The following is a 13553-nucleotide window of genomic DNA, read 5'->3' as shown; positions in this document are numbered from 1 at the left end:
CGCGTCAGGGCTAATTAGTAATTGGTAATTGGTAACGGGCAATTGGTAATTGATACGAGTTTAAAACACTAGATATCAATTTTGTTGCGATTCATCAGCAGGCGATGGGGGCCAAGGCGCCACAGCACCCAAAGCAGATTTGCGGCCTAGTTGCTGTTGCCGAATTCGCTCCAAATTCCCCGCAGGAATAGAAGCTATGAGTTGCCGCGTGTAAGCTTGCTGCGGTTGGCGGTAAATGCGCTCAGCAGTGCCAATTTCCTCGATTTTACCTTTGTTCATGACGATCGCGCGATCGCTCATAAACTTGACCACGCTCAAATCGTGAGAAATAAAAATATAAGTCAGTCCAAACTCTGTTTGCAACTCCTTCAGCAAATTTAAAACTTGCGCCTGCACCGACACATCTAATGCCGAAACCGACTCATCGCAAATAATAAACTTAGGATTCAAAGCCAAAGCTCTAGCAATACAAATTCGCTGCCGCTGTCCGCCCGAAAACTCGTGAGGGTAGCGCCGCATAAAATCGGGATTTAAGCCCACTCTATCCAACAAATAAGCCGCGCGATCGCGCTGTTCTTTCTGGTTCTTACCAAAGCGGTGAATCACCATCGGTTCCATCACCGCATCCCCAACATTTAGGCGCGGATCGAGAGAACTAAAAGGGTCTTGAAAAATAATTTGCAGATCCCGCCGCAGCCACCGCAATTTGCGATCGTACTCTTTTTTCATCCGATAATTAGCCATCCACTGCGATGCCGAACTACTTTTCGCAGGAGGCGTAATTTCTTGACCTTCAAAAAACACTTTACCGCTGGCGATGGGAATTAATTGCAGCAAAGCTCTCGCCAAAGTTGATTTGCCGCAGCCAGACTCGCCCACCAAACCCAAAGTCTCGCCAGGGTAAACCTCAAAAGAAATATCGTTTACCGCCATAAATAAGCGTTTAGTTTCGCCAAACATTCCCTGCACCGGAAAACCGACTCGCAAGTTATCAACAGCTAGCAAAGGCTCGGAAATATTCGGCAGCCGAGGCGGTTTTCCGGTTGCAAAAGCGGGATTTCCCCCGCTGTTGTCGCCGTCTAAATCGGCATTTTTCTCGACAATTACTAATTCGCCGCTAGCATTTGTGGTGACATCCATAAAATCGGAAACTGTCGGCAAGCGGCGCCTTTGCCGATCGAGAGTTGGGCGGCAAGCTAACAGACCTTTTGTGTAAGGATGTTGGGGATTGCTGAAAATTTGTTCGATCGCACCGCACTCAACAATCTTGCCTCGGTACATCACCGCCACCGTATCGCCAATTTCAGCAATGACGCCCAAATCGTGGGTAATAAAAATCATTGCCATGCCTCTAGAGTCTCGCAACTCCCGCAGCAAAGCTAAGATTGTTGCCTGCACGGTTACGTCCAAAGCCGTGGTAGGTTCATCAGCAATTAATAAAGTTGGATTGCAAGAAATGGCCATTGCAATCATCACGCGCTGGATTTGACCGCCTGAGAGTTCGTGGGGATAGCGATCGAGCATAGCTTGTTTTTGGCCGTTGACGAGCTGCATCAAATCGCGATCGTCCTCCCGAACCGCTTCTTGCCGCAAAGCCAAACACCGCTGCCTGAGCTCATCGTCGCCCGGTAGCAGCTTCACTTCTTGCAGCAGAGAAGCAGCTTGGCGCCGCGCTTCTGTCTGCGACACCTGTTGGTGCAAACAAATGGCTTCTGTGAGTTGAAATCCGATCGTATAAACGGGATTTAGCGAACTCATCGGCTCTTGAAAAATCGTCGCAATCTGGCTGCCGCGGTATGTTTGTTTTTCCCTGTCCGGCATTTCCAGCAGATTCACAGGCCCATTGCTAGCGCCGTCTTTTGTCGAATAAAACCAAATTTCGCCATCGATTTTCGTTGACGAACTCGAAAGCAAACCCATAACAGCCAGGGATGTTACCGATTTTCCCGACCCCGACTCTCCCACGATGCCCAGAGTTTGCCCTCGCTTGACCTCAAACGAAATGCCGTCAACCGCTTTGACGGTTGCAGACGCATCGCCTGCGTCTGTAGATTGAAATTGAACCCGCAGGTTGCGAACTTCTAGGACGGTTTCACTCATGGAGGTCTATGGCAGTTAAATGGAGATTAAGTGGATTGTAGCAGGGCCTGTGGAAGGCAGAAGGCACGGGGAAAGTTTTAAGATTGCTTCGATCCTCGCGAAGCGTGGCAATCTGAAAACTCAGGGCTAGTTATAGATAGCGGCTCTCAATCAGGTGAGGTACTCGCCGGCTTTCTTACCAATTCCCCAATCGAAAATCGAAAATCGAAAATCCCAATCAGTACCTGACTCAATAATTGACAATTGCGATAAGTGCCTTCTGCCTGCAATTTTCCTCAAAAACCGATGATTTGAGTGTCAGCAGGCAGTGCAGTGGCCTCGGAGACCTTTTTAAACACGGTTGCCTGCTCGTTTAAGGAATTAGGTCTGGCCTGTCCGGGATTAGTGCCTTGCAACTGAAGCCGCATTTGACCTTCGGGAGTCAATTCAAAAACAGTCTGAACGGTTTCTGTGCTGCTGAGGCCGACATCAATGTGCATCGGTTTTTCACCGAGATTAACTTTGTACCTCATTTCTTTGGCGCGGGCGGCTCCGTCGGGGCCTTTCGCCATGAGAAACAATTTGCCTTCTGGGGCAAAGACGAAGGTGAAAGACTGACCGGAGGCGACTGTGCCTTGCCATTGGCCTAGGAGTTGCTGGTCGATGCTGCTAGCGGCCGGGGCTGCTGTTTCTTGGGCAATTATTGGTGCTGCTGCGGATGCGGGGCCGTGTGAAGCGGTGAAGCTGGCGAGGATGCCGAAGCAAAGGCCACCTGCGATCGCTTTACCAATCATTTTTGAATTAGACATGAGACCGATCTAAAAATTGGTTATTTGTTTTGTACACTGTAGCGGTAAAACCGTACTTTATTTAGTGTGAACTACCCAGCGCTGACCTGCGGTACAGCGTGAGCTTCTGACTTCAACGGGGATTGCGTCAACTTGGACTTGCGTCCCAGTTTCGGGCTCACATCCCCTCCATCAGCAGCAGTCCTGGTTCCCAAGACCGATAGCATCCTGATTCCTTCTGCTCTGATATTGGTTGCAGCGTTGCCATCTCTATCGTGATGAGTACCACAACTAGGGCAAGTCCATACCCTAACACCTAATGGCATTTCATTCACCTGATAGTGACAATTTGAGCAGAGTTTCGAGCTAGGGAACCATCGGTCAATCTCTACTAACACTTTACCTTCGCGGTCTAGTTTGTAATGCAAGAAATTGACAAACATTCCCCAACCTACATCAGAAATTGCTTGAGCTAGTTTGTGATTACGAACCATGCCCTTAACGTGAAGGTTTTCGACTACGATGACTTGGTTATCGTCAACAAGCTTTCTTGACAGCTTATGCAAGTAGTCTTGGCGGACATTGCTAATTCGTTCGTGAACCCTAGCCACCAGTTTCCTGGCTTTGTCTCTTGACTTGCTTCCTTTCTCCTTTCTGGCTAGTTTTTTCTGTTTTCTTTTGAGGTTGCGCTGGTGTTTTGCTAAAGGCTTTGGATTAGGGTACTTGGATGTCTTGATACCATCATTGACAATCGCAAAATCTTTCAACCCTAGGTCAATTCCGGCTACTTTTCCATCGGTGCAAGCAACTGGTTTATCTCCTTCTAGTTCTGTCAGCACAGAGGCATAGTATTTCCCTGAAGGAGTAACACTTACAGTTACGGTTTTGATAGTTCCCTCAATCGGTCGATGTAGCTTGGCTTTGACAGTGCCGACACGACCGGGAAACTTGAGAAAGTCGTCAACAAGTTTCACTGATTGCGGGTACTGGATTGATTGCCTATTTTTCTTTGCTTTGAATCTAGGGTATTGAGCTCTCGACTCAAAAAAGTTCTTGTAAGCAGTTACCAAGTTGAGCGTAGTCGCTTGCAAAACCTGAGAATAACACTCAGACAACCATTGTGTTTCTTCTTGTTTTTTAAGGTTGGGCAGGAGTTTGTTTAACGCAACTTGAGTCAAGCCTTTACCCGTGGATTTGTAGGTTTCAATACACATATTGAGTGCGTAATTCCACCACCAACGGCAACAGCCAAAGTGCTGAGCTAGTATCGTTTGTTGTTCAATTGTCGGATACAGTCTAACTTTGACGGCTTGATGCTGCATTACTTCTCAGCGACTGTTAGCATTATATACATTGCTGATAAAAACTCAACTGAGTGGGCAAATTTTACGCCTGTTTGACCGAATAAAATTTGCTTGGGGGAGTCCATGTACCCCAACGCTGACCCAACGGGTACAGCGTGGGACTTATCGCTCCCCCAAACCCCCTCAAAAGTTAAATCCCTTTTAGGGATAGATATAGGTTGAGGTTCCAACCTGCAACGCAGTTGTCATCCCCGGACTAAAGCTTTTCCTGAGCTTGTTGAAGGGTCATTCGATTTTAGATTTTAGATTTTAGATTTTGGATTGACCCCACGGATAAATTCGGGGGGTTGAGGGTTTTAGATTTTAGATTTTGGATTGATTCCACGGATAAATCCGAGGGCTTGTACCATCAAGAAATTCTTGGTCACGGGGCTTTCAGTTTTTTTTATTGTAAAATCCAATACAAATTCGGCTTAAGCTGCACAGTTCGCTGTTCTGAGTAGATTGTTCTTCACTCAAAACAGCTAATTGACTATTGCGTTCGATCGCACTCCCAGATAGTTTGGCAAATCGATCGCATTAATAGTCTTTCATTAATTTTTTTCAGTATCGGGTTCGACTTGTTCTGTCGGAGATTCCGGCGCGGCTTCCTGTGGATTTCGCGATCGTTTCATGCGCTCCAATGCCTCTGCGTAAGACCAAGCCATGCTCACAATAAAAGCTTTCGCCATGCCGGACAAATTTTGTGCATCCTCGCTTTCAGGCGCTTCAGCTTTTTGGTTGCCGTCGTTCATCATGTTTTTGTTTTCTCCCGGGCAGGTTTTTCTAGCGATTTTTTGCAGTGTGCGATCGATACCCAAAAATTATGATTTTGCTTGCACCCGCACCCTACTTATCTTTGAGGGTATGACCTTGATTACCACAAATAATATCATAAATACGCTGATTCGATGACCGGATCAGAAAGAAACCTTAACTTCGCTGGTTGCCCGCAACACTGACTCCTGCTGGAAAGTGTGCTTGTAAGTTTCGATAATTTCATGAATAGCTTGATTCTTGGCCGGACTACTTTCATAAATTAAAATAACTATTTTAGAGTTTTCTCTAATCAGAATTCCAGAACTGTTGAGAAACTGCCCGGAGCCCTCTAATACGGTTAGCCCTTCCCGAAAGCGAGGGGTAATAACCGCCTTGACAAACTCCTGCCATTCGGATTCAGAAATGGTCTCGCCTCCAGGTTTTGTTAAGCCAAAATACAGTTCATCTTTGAGGAGATTTGTTTGCTTGGCATTAGTATCCGAAGTTTCGGGAAGTTGAGCGTGGGCAATTGTCGCAGGACAAACAGGCAGGATGAACAGCAGGCAGGTCAAGCAAAGACTGTTAAGATGTTTATTCATCAGGAATTACGCGGAAATTCTATATTGTGGGCCGTTGTTTCTAGCGTGCCCTTGAAATGCTGATTGAGAATACTGCAATATCTCAGTTTTAACCACCGAGTCTGATCAACGGGTTTTTAACGCAAATTTGATTTAATTTAACATAAAAGACTTCCAACTCAAAAACCCAGTTTCTCAGGTGAAACTGGGTTTTTGAGCATCTGTTCTAGTTTATTTATGATCGCCTACTTGATTGCGTCTGTCCTATTGAGTAGCTCAACCTATTTTAAACGTCAAACTTTTCAGGTGTTCAGAAACCCGGAAGGGCGAGCACTCTTGGCTGCGCCCCGACAGCAATGAGGTTTCTCAGTGTTATATTTTTTTAGTGGGAGCTAGTTATCCTTTAATTCGCGGATACTTCTCTTAGCAGTGTCTTGATACATCTCCCCGAATTCTTTCACGGCTGCTCCTGCCTCTTGCCCAATCTTCTGAACTCGTTCGCCCGGAGAGTCTGAGGTTTCGCGAGCTTCTTGCCTCCATTCCCGTGTTGTTTGGGGTCTTTCAGGATTGTTTAGATCAGCCTTTGAGCTGGCTTGCGCGCCAAAACCTTTGTTACTGCTTCCGGAATCAACATTTGTTGTTAGCAGCAGAAAACCGACTAGGACAACACTCAAAAAACTCTTGATTTGAAAGCCCTTAAGCAGGGAACTGATGCGAGCAATGGCTGTGGAAATCAAATTCATCTGGGTCATACTCCCTAAGTTTATTGGTGATATTTTTGAACATTTTTTCATCTAATAGACTGGCTCCCAAATTAGCAGCTAATGCGAGGTAGAGCCAACTTAGCTTTAACTTGCGATTAACCACCTAAATAGAGTTATAGGTTAGCGATAAAATCTGGTAAACACGCCACCTATCTGTCAGCCAATTAGCTTTTTCACACATGAATATCACCTTAACAGCAGCAAAAGAGTTTTACCTCTAACTAAAGTCATAACTTAGTTAGAAGCAAAAAAAATATTTTTCAGCACAGGGTTAGACAATTTTTAATCAATCATGCTCTGCAGGGCAAATTCTTATTGCAAGCGATCGCCCGTTTTCACGTCAAACCAGTGCAGCAACTGAGGCCCAAAAACCAGCTCTACAATTTCGGAATTCCAGTGGCGGTCATTTGGCAGCAAAGCCCGCACTGTTACTGACTCCAAACCTTTAACTCGGACGCTAACTAAATTTTGCATCCCCAAGTTTTCCACTAAAAAAACCTCACCTTTAATTGCCTCGGGGGCCGACATATTGCCGGCCTCTGCATCTGCAAAGCCGACGTGTTCCGGGCGAATTCCTAACACAATTTCTGGCGGCACAGTAGGTATATTTGGGAGTGGAACTCGAAAATCCCCCAACACAGCAAAATTGCCCTGGCATTTAAGCACTAGCAAATTCATTTGCGGGCTGCCCACAAAACCGGCTACAAACTGATTTGCCGGACGAGTATAAATTAAGTGTGGCGGATCTAGCTGCTGGACGCTGCCGCTGTTGAGAACTGCGACTTTTGTAGAAAGCGTCATTGCTTCGGTTTGGTCGTGAGTGACGTAAACTACAGGAGCTTTTTGAGAGGAAAACAATTGTTTGAGTTCAGCCCTAACTTTTTCTCGTAATAATGCGTCGAGATTGCTCAAAGGTTCGTCGAGCAAAAATACTTCCGGTTGGCGCACTAAAGCGCGGCCGAGGGCGACTCGCTGCCGCTGTCCGCCTGATAGTTTTCCTGGTTTGCGATCGATTAATTCCGTCAATCCGAGGGATGTTGCAACTTCTGTCACTAACCGGTTGATTTCGCTGGAGGAGACTTTGCGAAGTTTGAGGCTCGATGCCATATTCTCGTATACTGTCATGTGCGGATAAAGCGCGTAACTTTGAAAAACCATTGCAATATCGCGATCGCCCGGTCTGAGATAAGTGACATTGCGATCGCCAATTCTAATCTCGCCCCTAGTCGGCTGTTCCAACCCTGCAATTAATCGCAGCGTCGTAGATTTGCCACACCCCGACGGCCCCAACAAAGTCAGAAATTCTCCTTCGCTGACATCCAAACTAATGTCTTTTACGGGAACTACTTTAGGGCTGTAGGTTTTATTGAGGTTTTTTAGTTGCAATTTTGCCATGATTTTAAAGTGTTGACTGTTGACTGTTGACTGTTGACTGTTGACTGTTGACTGTGTTGTTTGACTCGTTCCCAGGCACAGCCTAGGAACCAGTTCAATCTAAAATCTAAAATCTAAAATCTAAAATCGATTTATCCTTTTACAGCCCCCGCAGTTAAACCCTGAACAATGCGTCGCTGGAACACCAAAACTAGCAAAACCAAGGGCAAAGTTCCCAAAACGGTAGCTGCGGCGATCGGCCCGTAAGGAATCTCAAATACTGACACCCCGCTGAGTTGAGCCGTGGCGACGGGGATTGTTTTTAGAGATTCGCGAGTCATAAATGTCAGTGCAAAAATAAACTCGTTCCAAGCTGAAATAAACGTCAAAATTCCGGTTGTGACTAACGCTGGGAATGTCATCGGTAGCACGATTTGCCACAGCATTTGAAAAGTGTTGTATCCGTCAACTTTAGCGGCATCTTCCAAATCTTTTGGCAATTGTTGAAAGAAACTTCGCATCACCAAAATTGTCAGCGGCAGATTGATCGCAGTGTAAGGAATAATTAATGCTAAATAATTATTGCCTAAATCCAAAGCTTTGACAATTTCCAGCAGTCCCAAAAATAGCAGCACCGCCGGAAATAGCGTTACAATCGTCACAGTTGCCAGGATGATTCTCTCGCCCCACAGCCGCAACCTGGCTAAAGCGTAAGCTGCGGGAGCACCTACTGCTAAACACAGCAATGTTGAAGTAATCGAAACAAAAGCGCTATTTAAAATGTAAAGTGCAAACGGGCGGCGCTGGAACAGCGACAGGTAATGCTCGAAAGTAATTCGTGTGGGAATGTACACGTTTGGAATCGCCGAAATATCCGCATTTACTTTGAAAGAAGTTAGCACTTGCCAGAGGATTGGTGCGAGGAAATATGCAACAATTAAGAGCGCTGAGATTGGCAAGATTAATTGCCGAATGTTAAAGGTTTTTTTGGTAGCTTGTTCGCGGGCGATCGACATAATTTATACCAATCAAATAAATGTGCAACTGTGGGTTATCTAAAATCTAAAATCCCCAATCTAAAATCGTCTTAGTTTCCTCCGGCTGCATTGGTGCGGGCTCTCGATAACAGGTAAGCGGCGATCGCAACTGCTGCCACTAACAGCAAAAAAGTACACACCACCAAAGCCGCCCCGTACCCAAAGTCTAAATACCTCATTACCGTGCTGTAAATGTAGATAGAAACCGTCTCCGTTGCCCCCGCCGGCCCCCCTCCCGTCATCACCTGAATCAAGTCAAAAATGCCGAAAGCTTGGGCAAATCGAAACAGCATAGCAATCACAATTTGGGGCATCAACAGGGGCACAGTAACTTGACGGAAACTCTGCCAGCTACTAGCGCCGTCAATCGCGTGTGCTTCGTATAAATCACCGGGAATCGATTGCAATCCCGCTAGCAAAAGCAAGCTGACAAAGGGCGTCGTTTTCCACACATCCGCTGTAATCACTGCCATCATTGCCAAAGTCGGATCTCCCAGCCAGCTAATGCTATTTTGAATCAATCCTAATCGCCTCAAAATGTCGTTAATTACGCCGTATTGGTCATTAAAAATCCACGCCCAAGCTACTCCCATCAATGCAGTGGGCAGCGCCCAAGGTAGCAAGGAGATTGTGCGAACAATGCCGCGCCCTGCGAAAGATTGATTTAAGACTAAGGCAATGCCCATACCGAGAATTAATTCCAGCACAACAGAGGCGACAGTAAATACTGTGGTGTTGCCTAAAGTTTGCCAGAAACGCCCGTCACCTAACATTCGACTGTAGTTAGCAAAACCCGAAAAAACCAGTTTTAATTCTGTACCGAGGTTTTGAGTGAATAAACTCAGCCAAAAAGCGCGCAATATTGGGTAAGCAAATACTAGCATCAGAATTATCAAAGCTGGTGCTACTAATATCCATCCGGTTTTTTGTTCGCGCTGTCGCATCTTGTCTAATTGCATCTTGTTCACCTTTAATTTATTTTGGGGCGGGCTAGAAGCCTAACCCCTACTCCCCACAATTGAATTAACTTTTTGTGGAACAGGCATCTTGCCTGTTTCTAACTCTTTGTGGAACAGGCATCTTGCCTGTTTCTAACTCTTTGTGGAACAGGCATCTTGCCTGTTTCTGACAGAGGCAAGATGTCAAATTTACGAAGCTTGGGGTTGTTTCAAACTGCCTAATAAATTGCGAGTTTCGCTAGCGGCAGCTTTCATTGCTTGTTCTGCACTCATTCTCCCAGTAAAAGCTGAGCTCAAATAGCGCTGCAAAATATCAGAAGCTTGAGCGTATTGTGCTATGGGCGGGCGCAAAGCTGGCCGTTCCACTACTTTTAGCAGTTGCGGGTAGTGGGGATATTTGGCGACTATTTCTTTGTTGGTAAATAGGGATTTGTAACTAGGAATTAAACCGGTTTCTAAAATAAATTTGCGCTGGGTTTCCTCGCTGGTAAGGTACTGAATTGCTTTCCAGGCTTGTTCTGGATGTTTTGAAGTTTTGGCAATTCCCCAGCCCCAGCCACCCAAGCAGGAACCGCCTGTTTTAGCCGTACTGCTGAGCATTGGCTCGATCGCAATTTTGCCTCTAACATTCGATCCTTCGGCATTTGCCAGCTTCCAAACATACGGCCAGTTTCGCAAAAATAGCGCTTTACCGTTTTGGAACAAAAGCCTGGTTTCTTCTTCGCCGTAGGTGGTTACACCCGGAGGAGAAATGCCAGAGGCGATCGTATTTTTGAGAAATTCCACTGCTTTAATTGCCTCCGGTTTATCTAGCCCAACTTCAAAAGTTTGCGGGTTTGCCCAAAAGCCGCCGAAACCGGAGAGCACTTCGACAAACATCGCAGATACTCCCTCGTATTGTTTACCTTGCCACAGATAACCCCAAGTTGCTTTTCCCTGTTTCTGCAAGTTTTGAGATATTTTTACCATCTCTTCAAAGGTTTTCGGCGCTGGAATTTTCGCTTGTTCTAAAATGTCTTTGCGGTAATAAAGCATTCCGGCATCGGAAGCGTGGGGAATTCGGTAAAGTTTGCCTCGATACCGCCCGCCTTCGACGTTACCTTGGATGAATTTTGATAGTTGTTCGGGGGGAATTTTGTCTGTCAAATCCCTTACCCAACCTGCGGCTGCAAATTTGGGAACCCAGACAATATCCATGTTGATGATGTCGTAGGGCGATTCGCCTAAAAGAAAGGCAGATGTGTAAAGATTTTCTATGAGGTTTGTGTCAAAAGGCCCTTCTATGAGGTTGATGCGAATGTCGGGGTTTTTCTGTTCAAATTCTTTGACAAAGGGTCTCCAGTTTGTAATGTCTTGGCCTTGCATTAACATGGTGAGCACGACTGGCTGTTGAGTCAGTGCCGGCAGAATAAATAAAAGTAAGACGGTGGCTAATGTGACAGCGAATAAGGCTAAAAGACGGGGGCGCTTCTGGCTTCGTTGCTGCGGGGAATTTATTTTTTGCATTTGCTTTTGAGGAATGGCGGTGCGATCGCCTTATTTCTCTCATAACTCGCTTTCTTTTGTTTCGCTGGATTTAGCGAGTTTTTGCAATAAAAGTTTAACTACCAGCCGGGAAGTCCCTCGGTATATTTAGAGGGGATTAATCTGAGCGCTGCGCCCCGTAGCCCGAATAAATTACGCCCGCGTGATGGAAAGAAGCGTCGGGTGTAGGTACCCAAAGCGACAATTATTCTTTTACACCCCAAGATGATCGGGAAATACTCTGATACTATATTAGCAAGTGGGGGTGGAACTACCTCACTATAAAAAGCCTTTGAAAAAAAGGAAAAAGAAGCCTGCGGTCTAACTGTACTCAGTTGACCGTCAGGTTTGTTCACGTAAACTTTAGCTTACTTAATAATGCTTGAGTGAAGAGTGCACATTTTGATTTAAGTTGCTGGAAGGGAAGTTAAGTAGACATCTATCTATAGAGAGATATTGAGAAAATTGTCTAATATAGCAGTTGTCAATCGGATGAAACTCACATCTTGCACCATTGTCAAGAACAGGCTTTTCGGCCTGTTCCACAATGAAATTCATCTCTTGTGGAACAGGGCGAAAAGCCTGTTCCTAAACAAGTAATTGAGAATTGTGCAATATCTCAGATGAAACAAAGTAGGGACTTATACCAAGCCTAAGTCCCTACAGATGCTCGCATCCAATCTATATTTATCCCTACTTGTAAGAAAGGGTATAACTTTTTTTGCTCGCCCGATCGACGAGCTATTCTGCTATAAAAACTCGGTTTCTAAGTAAGTCCTAAATACAAAAAACACCGCTCCTCAAAACAGGAGAACGGTGTATAGGGGGTGTTATGGGTTGTTGTCTGGAATTAAGATTAACAAATCATGATCGGCTCAGGCTATGCCTTGTGATGGTTAAAAAATTGGCACAAACCTGCATTATCGCCCGCTGCTCGATCGACCGCGAGCGATTAGCCCAACCATTCCACAACAGCATCCTGCTTGGTATTGGTGCGCCGTTCTGGGGTTTCGCGGTTGAATTTCAAGTGGATGGCGCGGTTTTGTTCGCCGTCTGCTGCTACTGCAAAAATCGGATAGTCGATTAAGCCGTCTTGGAAAGACATCTGGAAGCGGAAAGTGCCGTCAGCATTGAGTTTAATCGGCTGTCCGCCTACGTAGACGGTAGCGTCGGGTTCGGTGGCGCCGTAGACAATCAGTTCGGCATCAGCAACTAACCAGAACTGGCGGGGGCGCATCGGGGCGGCGAAGCCAACTCCCGACATACCGACACCGGACATACCGAAACCTGACATGGTGAGACCGGACATACCGACACCCGACATGGTGAGGCCGGACATACCGACACCCGACGCGGTGAGGCCGGACATACCGACACCCGACGCGGTGAGGCCGGACATACCGACACCCGACGCGGTGAGGCCGGACATGGTGGGAGCCGCCCACATTCCGACGCCGGAGGGGAACACGTAGGAACTGAGAGCTTGTTCGTGGATGCCGACTTGCTGGACGGAACCGGCTACGTGCTGCATGGAACCGAAGACAGAACCCGCTACGCGCAGGGCTTCTGCAGATTCTGCCATGCCGAAGATTTGTTCGTAGATGGCGTTGCTGGTGCTGTAACCACCGCCATTGACTGCTTTTGCGAGTTTCTTGGCCGGAGGAACCAGTTCCGCGAAGGTTTTGCCCTGCAATTCTTCTTCCCAGTCGAGGGTGATGAATTGATCTTCAATCCAGTCGCTGGGATACACGGGAGGAACGCGGACTTCGGCCGATCGAGCTAATACCAGCCAGCGGCCATCTGCACAGCGGTAGCCGATGTCGATCGCGTAGTCCCGATCGCTCACGGGGATTGGCACGTACCATTCCCGCGCCAATTCGTCGCAGGGATATTCTTGAATGCTGTGCGGGCTTTGAATGTCGAGGTTAACATCTGTAACGTCGTAGATCCGCAGGGCGAGTTGCTGTCCTCCTTGGCGACGCAATTCTTCTTTGCGATCGTTGGGAATGTCCCAGTAAGTGTAGGCCCATTCTGGGTCGCGGGGCATTAAAACCACCCGGCTTTCGCCGTAGCCGTTGGGCAAATCTGCTAAACCTTCATCTACAGATGACAAAGAACCGCCGGTTCTATCTTCTTGACCGAGTTCAAACTTTGCTGCTTCCACTGCTTCTTGTGCCTCTAGTTTGCGAGATGGACTGTATGAAAATTTGGTGCGCTGAATTTCTTGAATTGATGCCAGAAGTTGCGATTTCCGCATCCGGCTGTAGCGAGAGACTCCACATTCGCTAGCAACTCTGCGGAGTTGTCGCAAAGTCATCTCTTCTAATGGTGGGCGTTCTTTTGCCATG

At 46.7% G+C, this 13553-nt stretch carries 11 protein-coding genes; all 11 read right to left on the bottom strand.

Annotated elements, in window-relative coordinates:
• Window positions 1-75 precede the first annotated feature (75 nt).
• The 11 genes from QUB04_RS12140 to QUB04_RS12090 all read right to left on the bottom strand — a co-directional run bounded on the left by QUB04_RS12140 (window position 76) and on the right by QUB04_RS12090 (window position 13552).
• Complete coding sequence (locus QUB04_RS12140; protein ID WP_333284475.1) at window positions 76-2100, bottom strand: ABC transporter ATP-binding protein; 2025 nt, start codon at window positions 2098-2100, stop codon at window positions 76-78.
• Window positions 2101-2375: 275 nt separating this feature from the next.
• The gene (locus QUB04_RS12135; RefSeq protein WP_333142934.1) at window positions 2376-2888 is read right to left on the bottom strand and encodes a hypothetical protein; all 513 of its coding nucleotides are present in this window, start codon (window positions 2886-2888) and stop codon (window positions 2376-2378) included.
• Window positions 2889-2959: 71 nt separating this feature from the next.
• Window positions 2960-4189: an RNA-guided endonuclease TnpB family protein gene (locus tag QUB04_RS12130; protein ID WP_333284473.1), complete on the bottom strand. Its 1230-nt coding sequence runs from the start codon at window positions 4187-4189 to the stop codon at window positions 2960-2962.
• Window positions 4190-4764: 575 nt separating this feature from the next.
• Window positions 4765-4968, bottom strand: coding sequence for a hypothetical protein (locus QUB04_RS12125; protein WP_333142935.1), 204 nt, complete (start codon window positions 4966-4968; stop codon window positions 4765-4767).
• Between the two features lie 162 nt (window positions 4969-5130).
• Window positions 5131-5568, bottom strand: a complete 438-nt coding sequence (locus tag QUB04_RS12120; protein ID WP_333284471.1) for a DUF3574 domain-containing protein — start codon at window positions 5566-5568, stop codon at window positions 5131-5133.
• Between the two features lie 371 nt (window positions 5569-5939).
• Window positions 5940-6290, bottom strand: a complete 351-nt coding sequence (locus tag QUB04_RS12115; protein WP_333284469.1) for a hypothetical protein — start codon at window positions 6288-6290, stop codon at window positions 5940-5942.
• A 333-nt stretch (window positions 6291-6623) separates the two neighbouring features.
• Window positions 6624-7706, bottom strand: coding sequence for an ABC transporter ATP-binding protein (locus QUB04_RS12110; RefSeq protein WP_333284468.1), 1083 nt, complete (start codon window positions 7704-7706; stop codon window positions 6624-6626).
• 131 nt (window positions 7707-7837) lie between these two features.
• A complete protein-coding gene (locus tag QUB04_RS12105) occupies window positions 7838-8701 on the bottom strand; it encodes a carbohydrate ABC transporter permease (RefSeq protein ID WP_333284466.1) in 864 nt (287 codons plus the stop codon).
• Window positions 8702-8772: 71 nt separating this feature from the next.
• Window positions 8773-9681: a sugar ABC transporter permease gene (locus QUB04_RS12100; protein ID WP_333284464.1), complete on the bottom strand. Its 909-nt coding sequence runs from the start codon at window positions 9679-9681 to the stop codon at window positions 8773-8775.
• 189 nt (window positions 9682-9870) lie between these two features.
• Window positions 9871-11187 carry an ABC transporter substrate-binding protein gene (locus QUB04_RS12095; protein WP_333284462.1) on the bottom strand — a complete coding sequence of 439 codons (1317 nt, stop codon included), beginning with the start codon at window positions 11185-11187 and terminating at the stop codon, window positions 9871-9873.
• A gap of 970 nt (window positions 11188-12157) precedes the next feature.
• Complete coding sequence (locus tag QUB04_RS12090; RefSeq protein ID WP_333284460.1) at window positions 12158-13552, bottom strand: DUF4912 domain-containing protein; 1395 nt, start codon at window positions 13550-13552, stop codon at window positions 12158-12160.
• Between the last annotated feature and the right edge of the window lies 1 nt (window position 13553).

It is taken from the genome of Microcoleus sp. D2_18a_B4, from assembly GCF_036702475.1.
In the GTDB taxonomy this organism is placed as follows: Bacteria; Cyanobacteriota; Cyanobacteriia; order Cyanobacteriales; family Microcoleaceae; genus Microcoleus.
This window is presented reverse-complemented; position numbering and strand designations above follow the sequence as displayed.

Excerpts from the sequence above, each read along its gene's own strand:
- QUB04_RS12140 (WP_333284475.1), bottom strand. The coding sequence starts at position 2,100 with ATGAGTGAAACCGTCCTAGAAGTTCGCAACCTGCGGGTTCAATTTCAA.
- QUB04_RS12135 (WP_333142934.1), bottom strand. The coding sequence starts at position 2,888 with ATGTCTAATTCAAAAATGATTGGTAAAGCGATCGCAGGTGGCCTTTGC.
- QUB04_RS12130 (WP_333284473.1), bottom strand. The coding sequence starts at position 4,189 with ATGCAGCATCAAGCCGTCAAAGTTAGACTGTATCCGACAATTGAACAA.
- QUB04_RS12125 (WP_333142935.1), bottom strand. The coding sequence starts at position 4,968 with ATGATGAACGACGGCAACCAAAAAGCTGAAGCGCCTGAAAGCGAGGAT.
- QUB04_RS12120 (WP_333284471.1), bottom strand. The coding sequence starts at position 5,568 with ATGAATAAACATCTTAACAGTCTTTGCTTGACCTGCCTGCTGTTCATC.
- QUB04_RS12115 (WP_333284469.1), bottom strand. The coding sequence starts at position 6,290 with ATGAATTTGATTTCCACAGCCATTGCTCGCATCAGTTCCCTGCTTAAG.
- QUB04_RS12110 (WP_333284468.1), bottom strand. The coding sequence starts at position 7,706 with ATGGCAAAATTGCAACTAAAAAACCTCAATAAAACCTACAGCCCTAAA.
- QUB04_RS12105 (WP_333284466.1), bottom strand. The coding sequence starts at position 8,701 with ATGTCGATCGCCCGCGAACAAGCTACCAAAAAAACCTTTAACATTCGG.
- QUB04_RS12100 (WP_333284464.1), bottom strand. The coding sequence starts at position 9,681 with ATGCAATTAGACAAGATGCGACAGCGCGAACAAAAAACCGGATGGATA.
- QUB04_RS12095 (WP_333284462.1), bottom strand. The coding sequence starts at position 11,187 with ATGCAAAAAATAAATTCCCCGCAGCAACGAAGCCAGAAGCGCCCCCGT.
- QUB04_RS12090 (WP_333284460.1), bottom strand. The coding sequence starts at position 13,552 with ATGGCAAAAGAACGCCCACCATTAGAAGAGATGACTTTGCGACAACTC.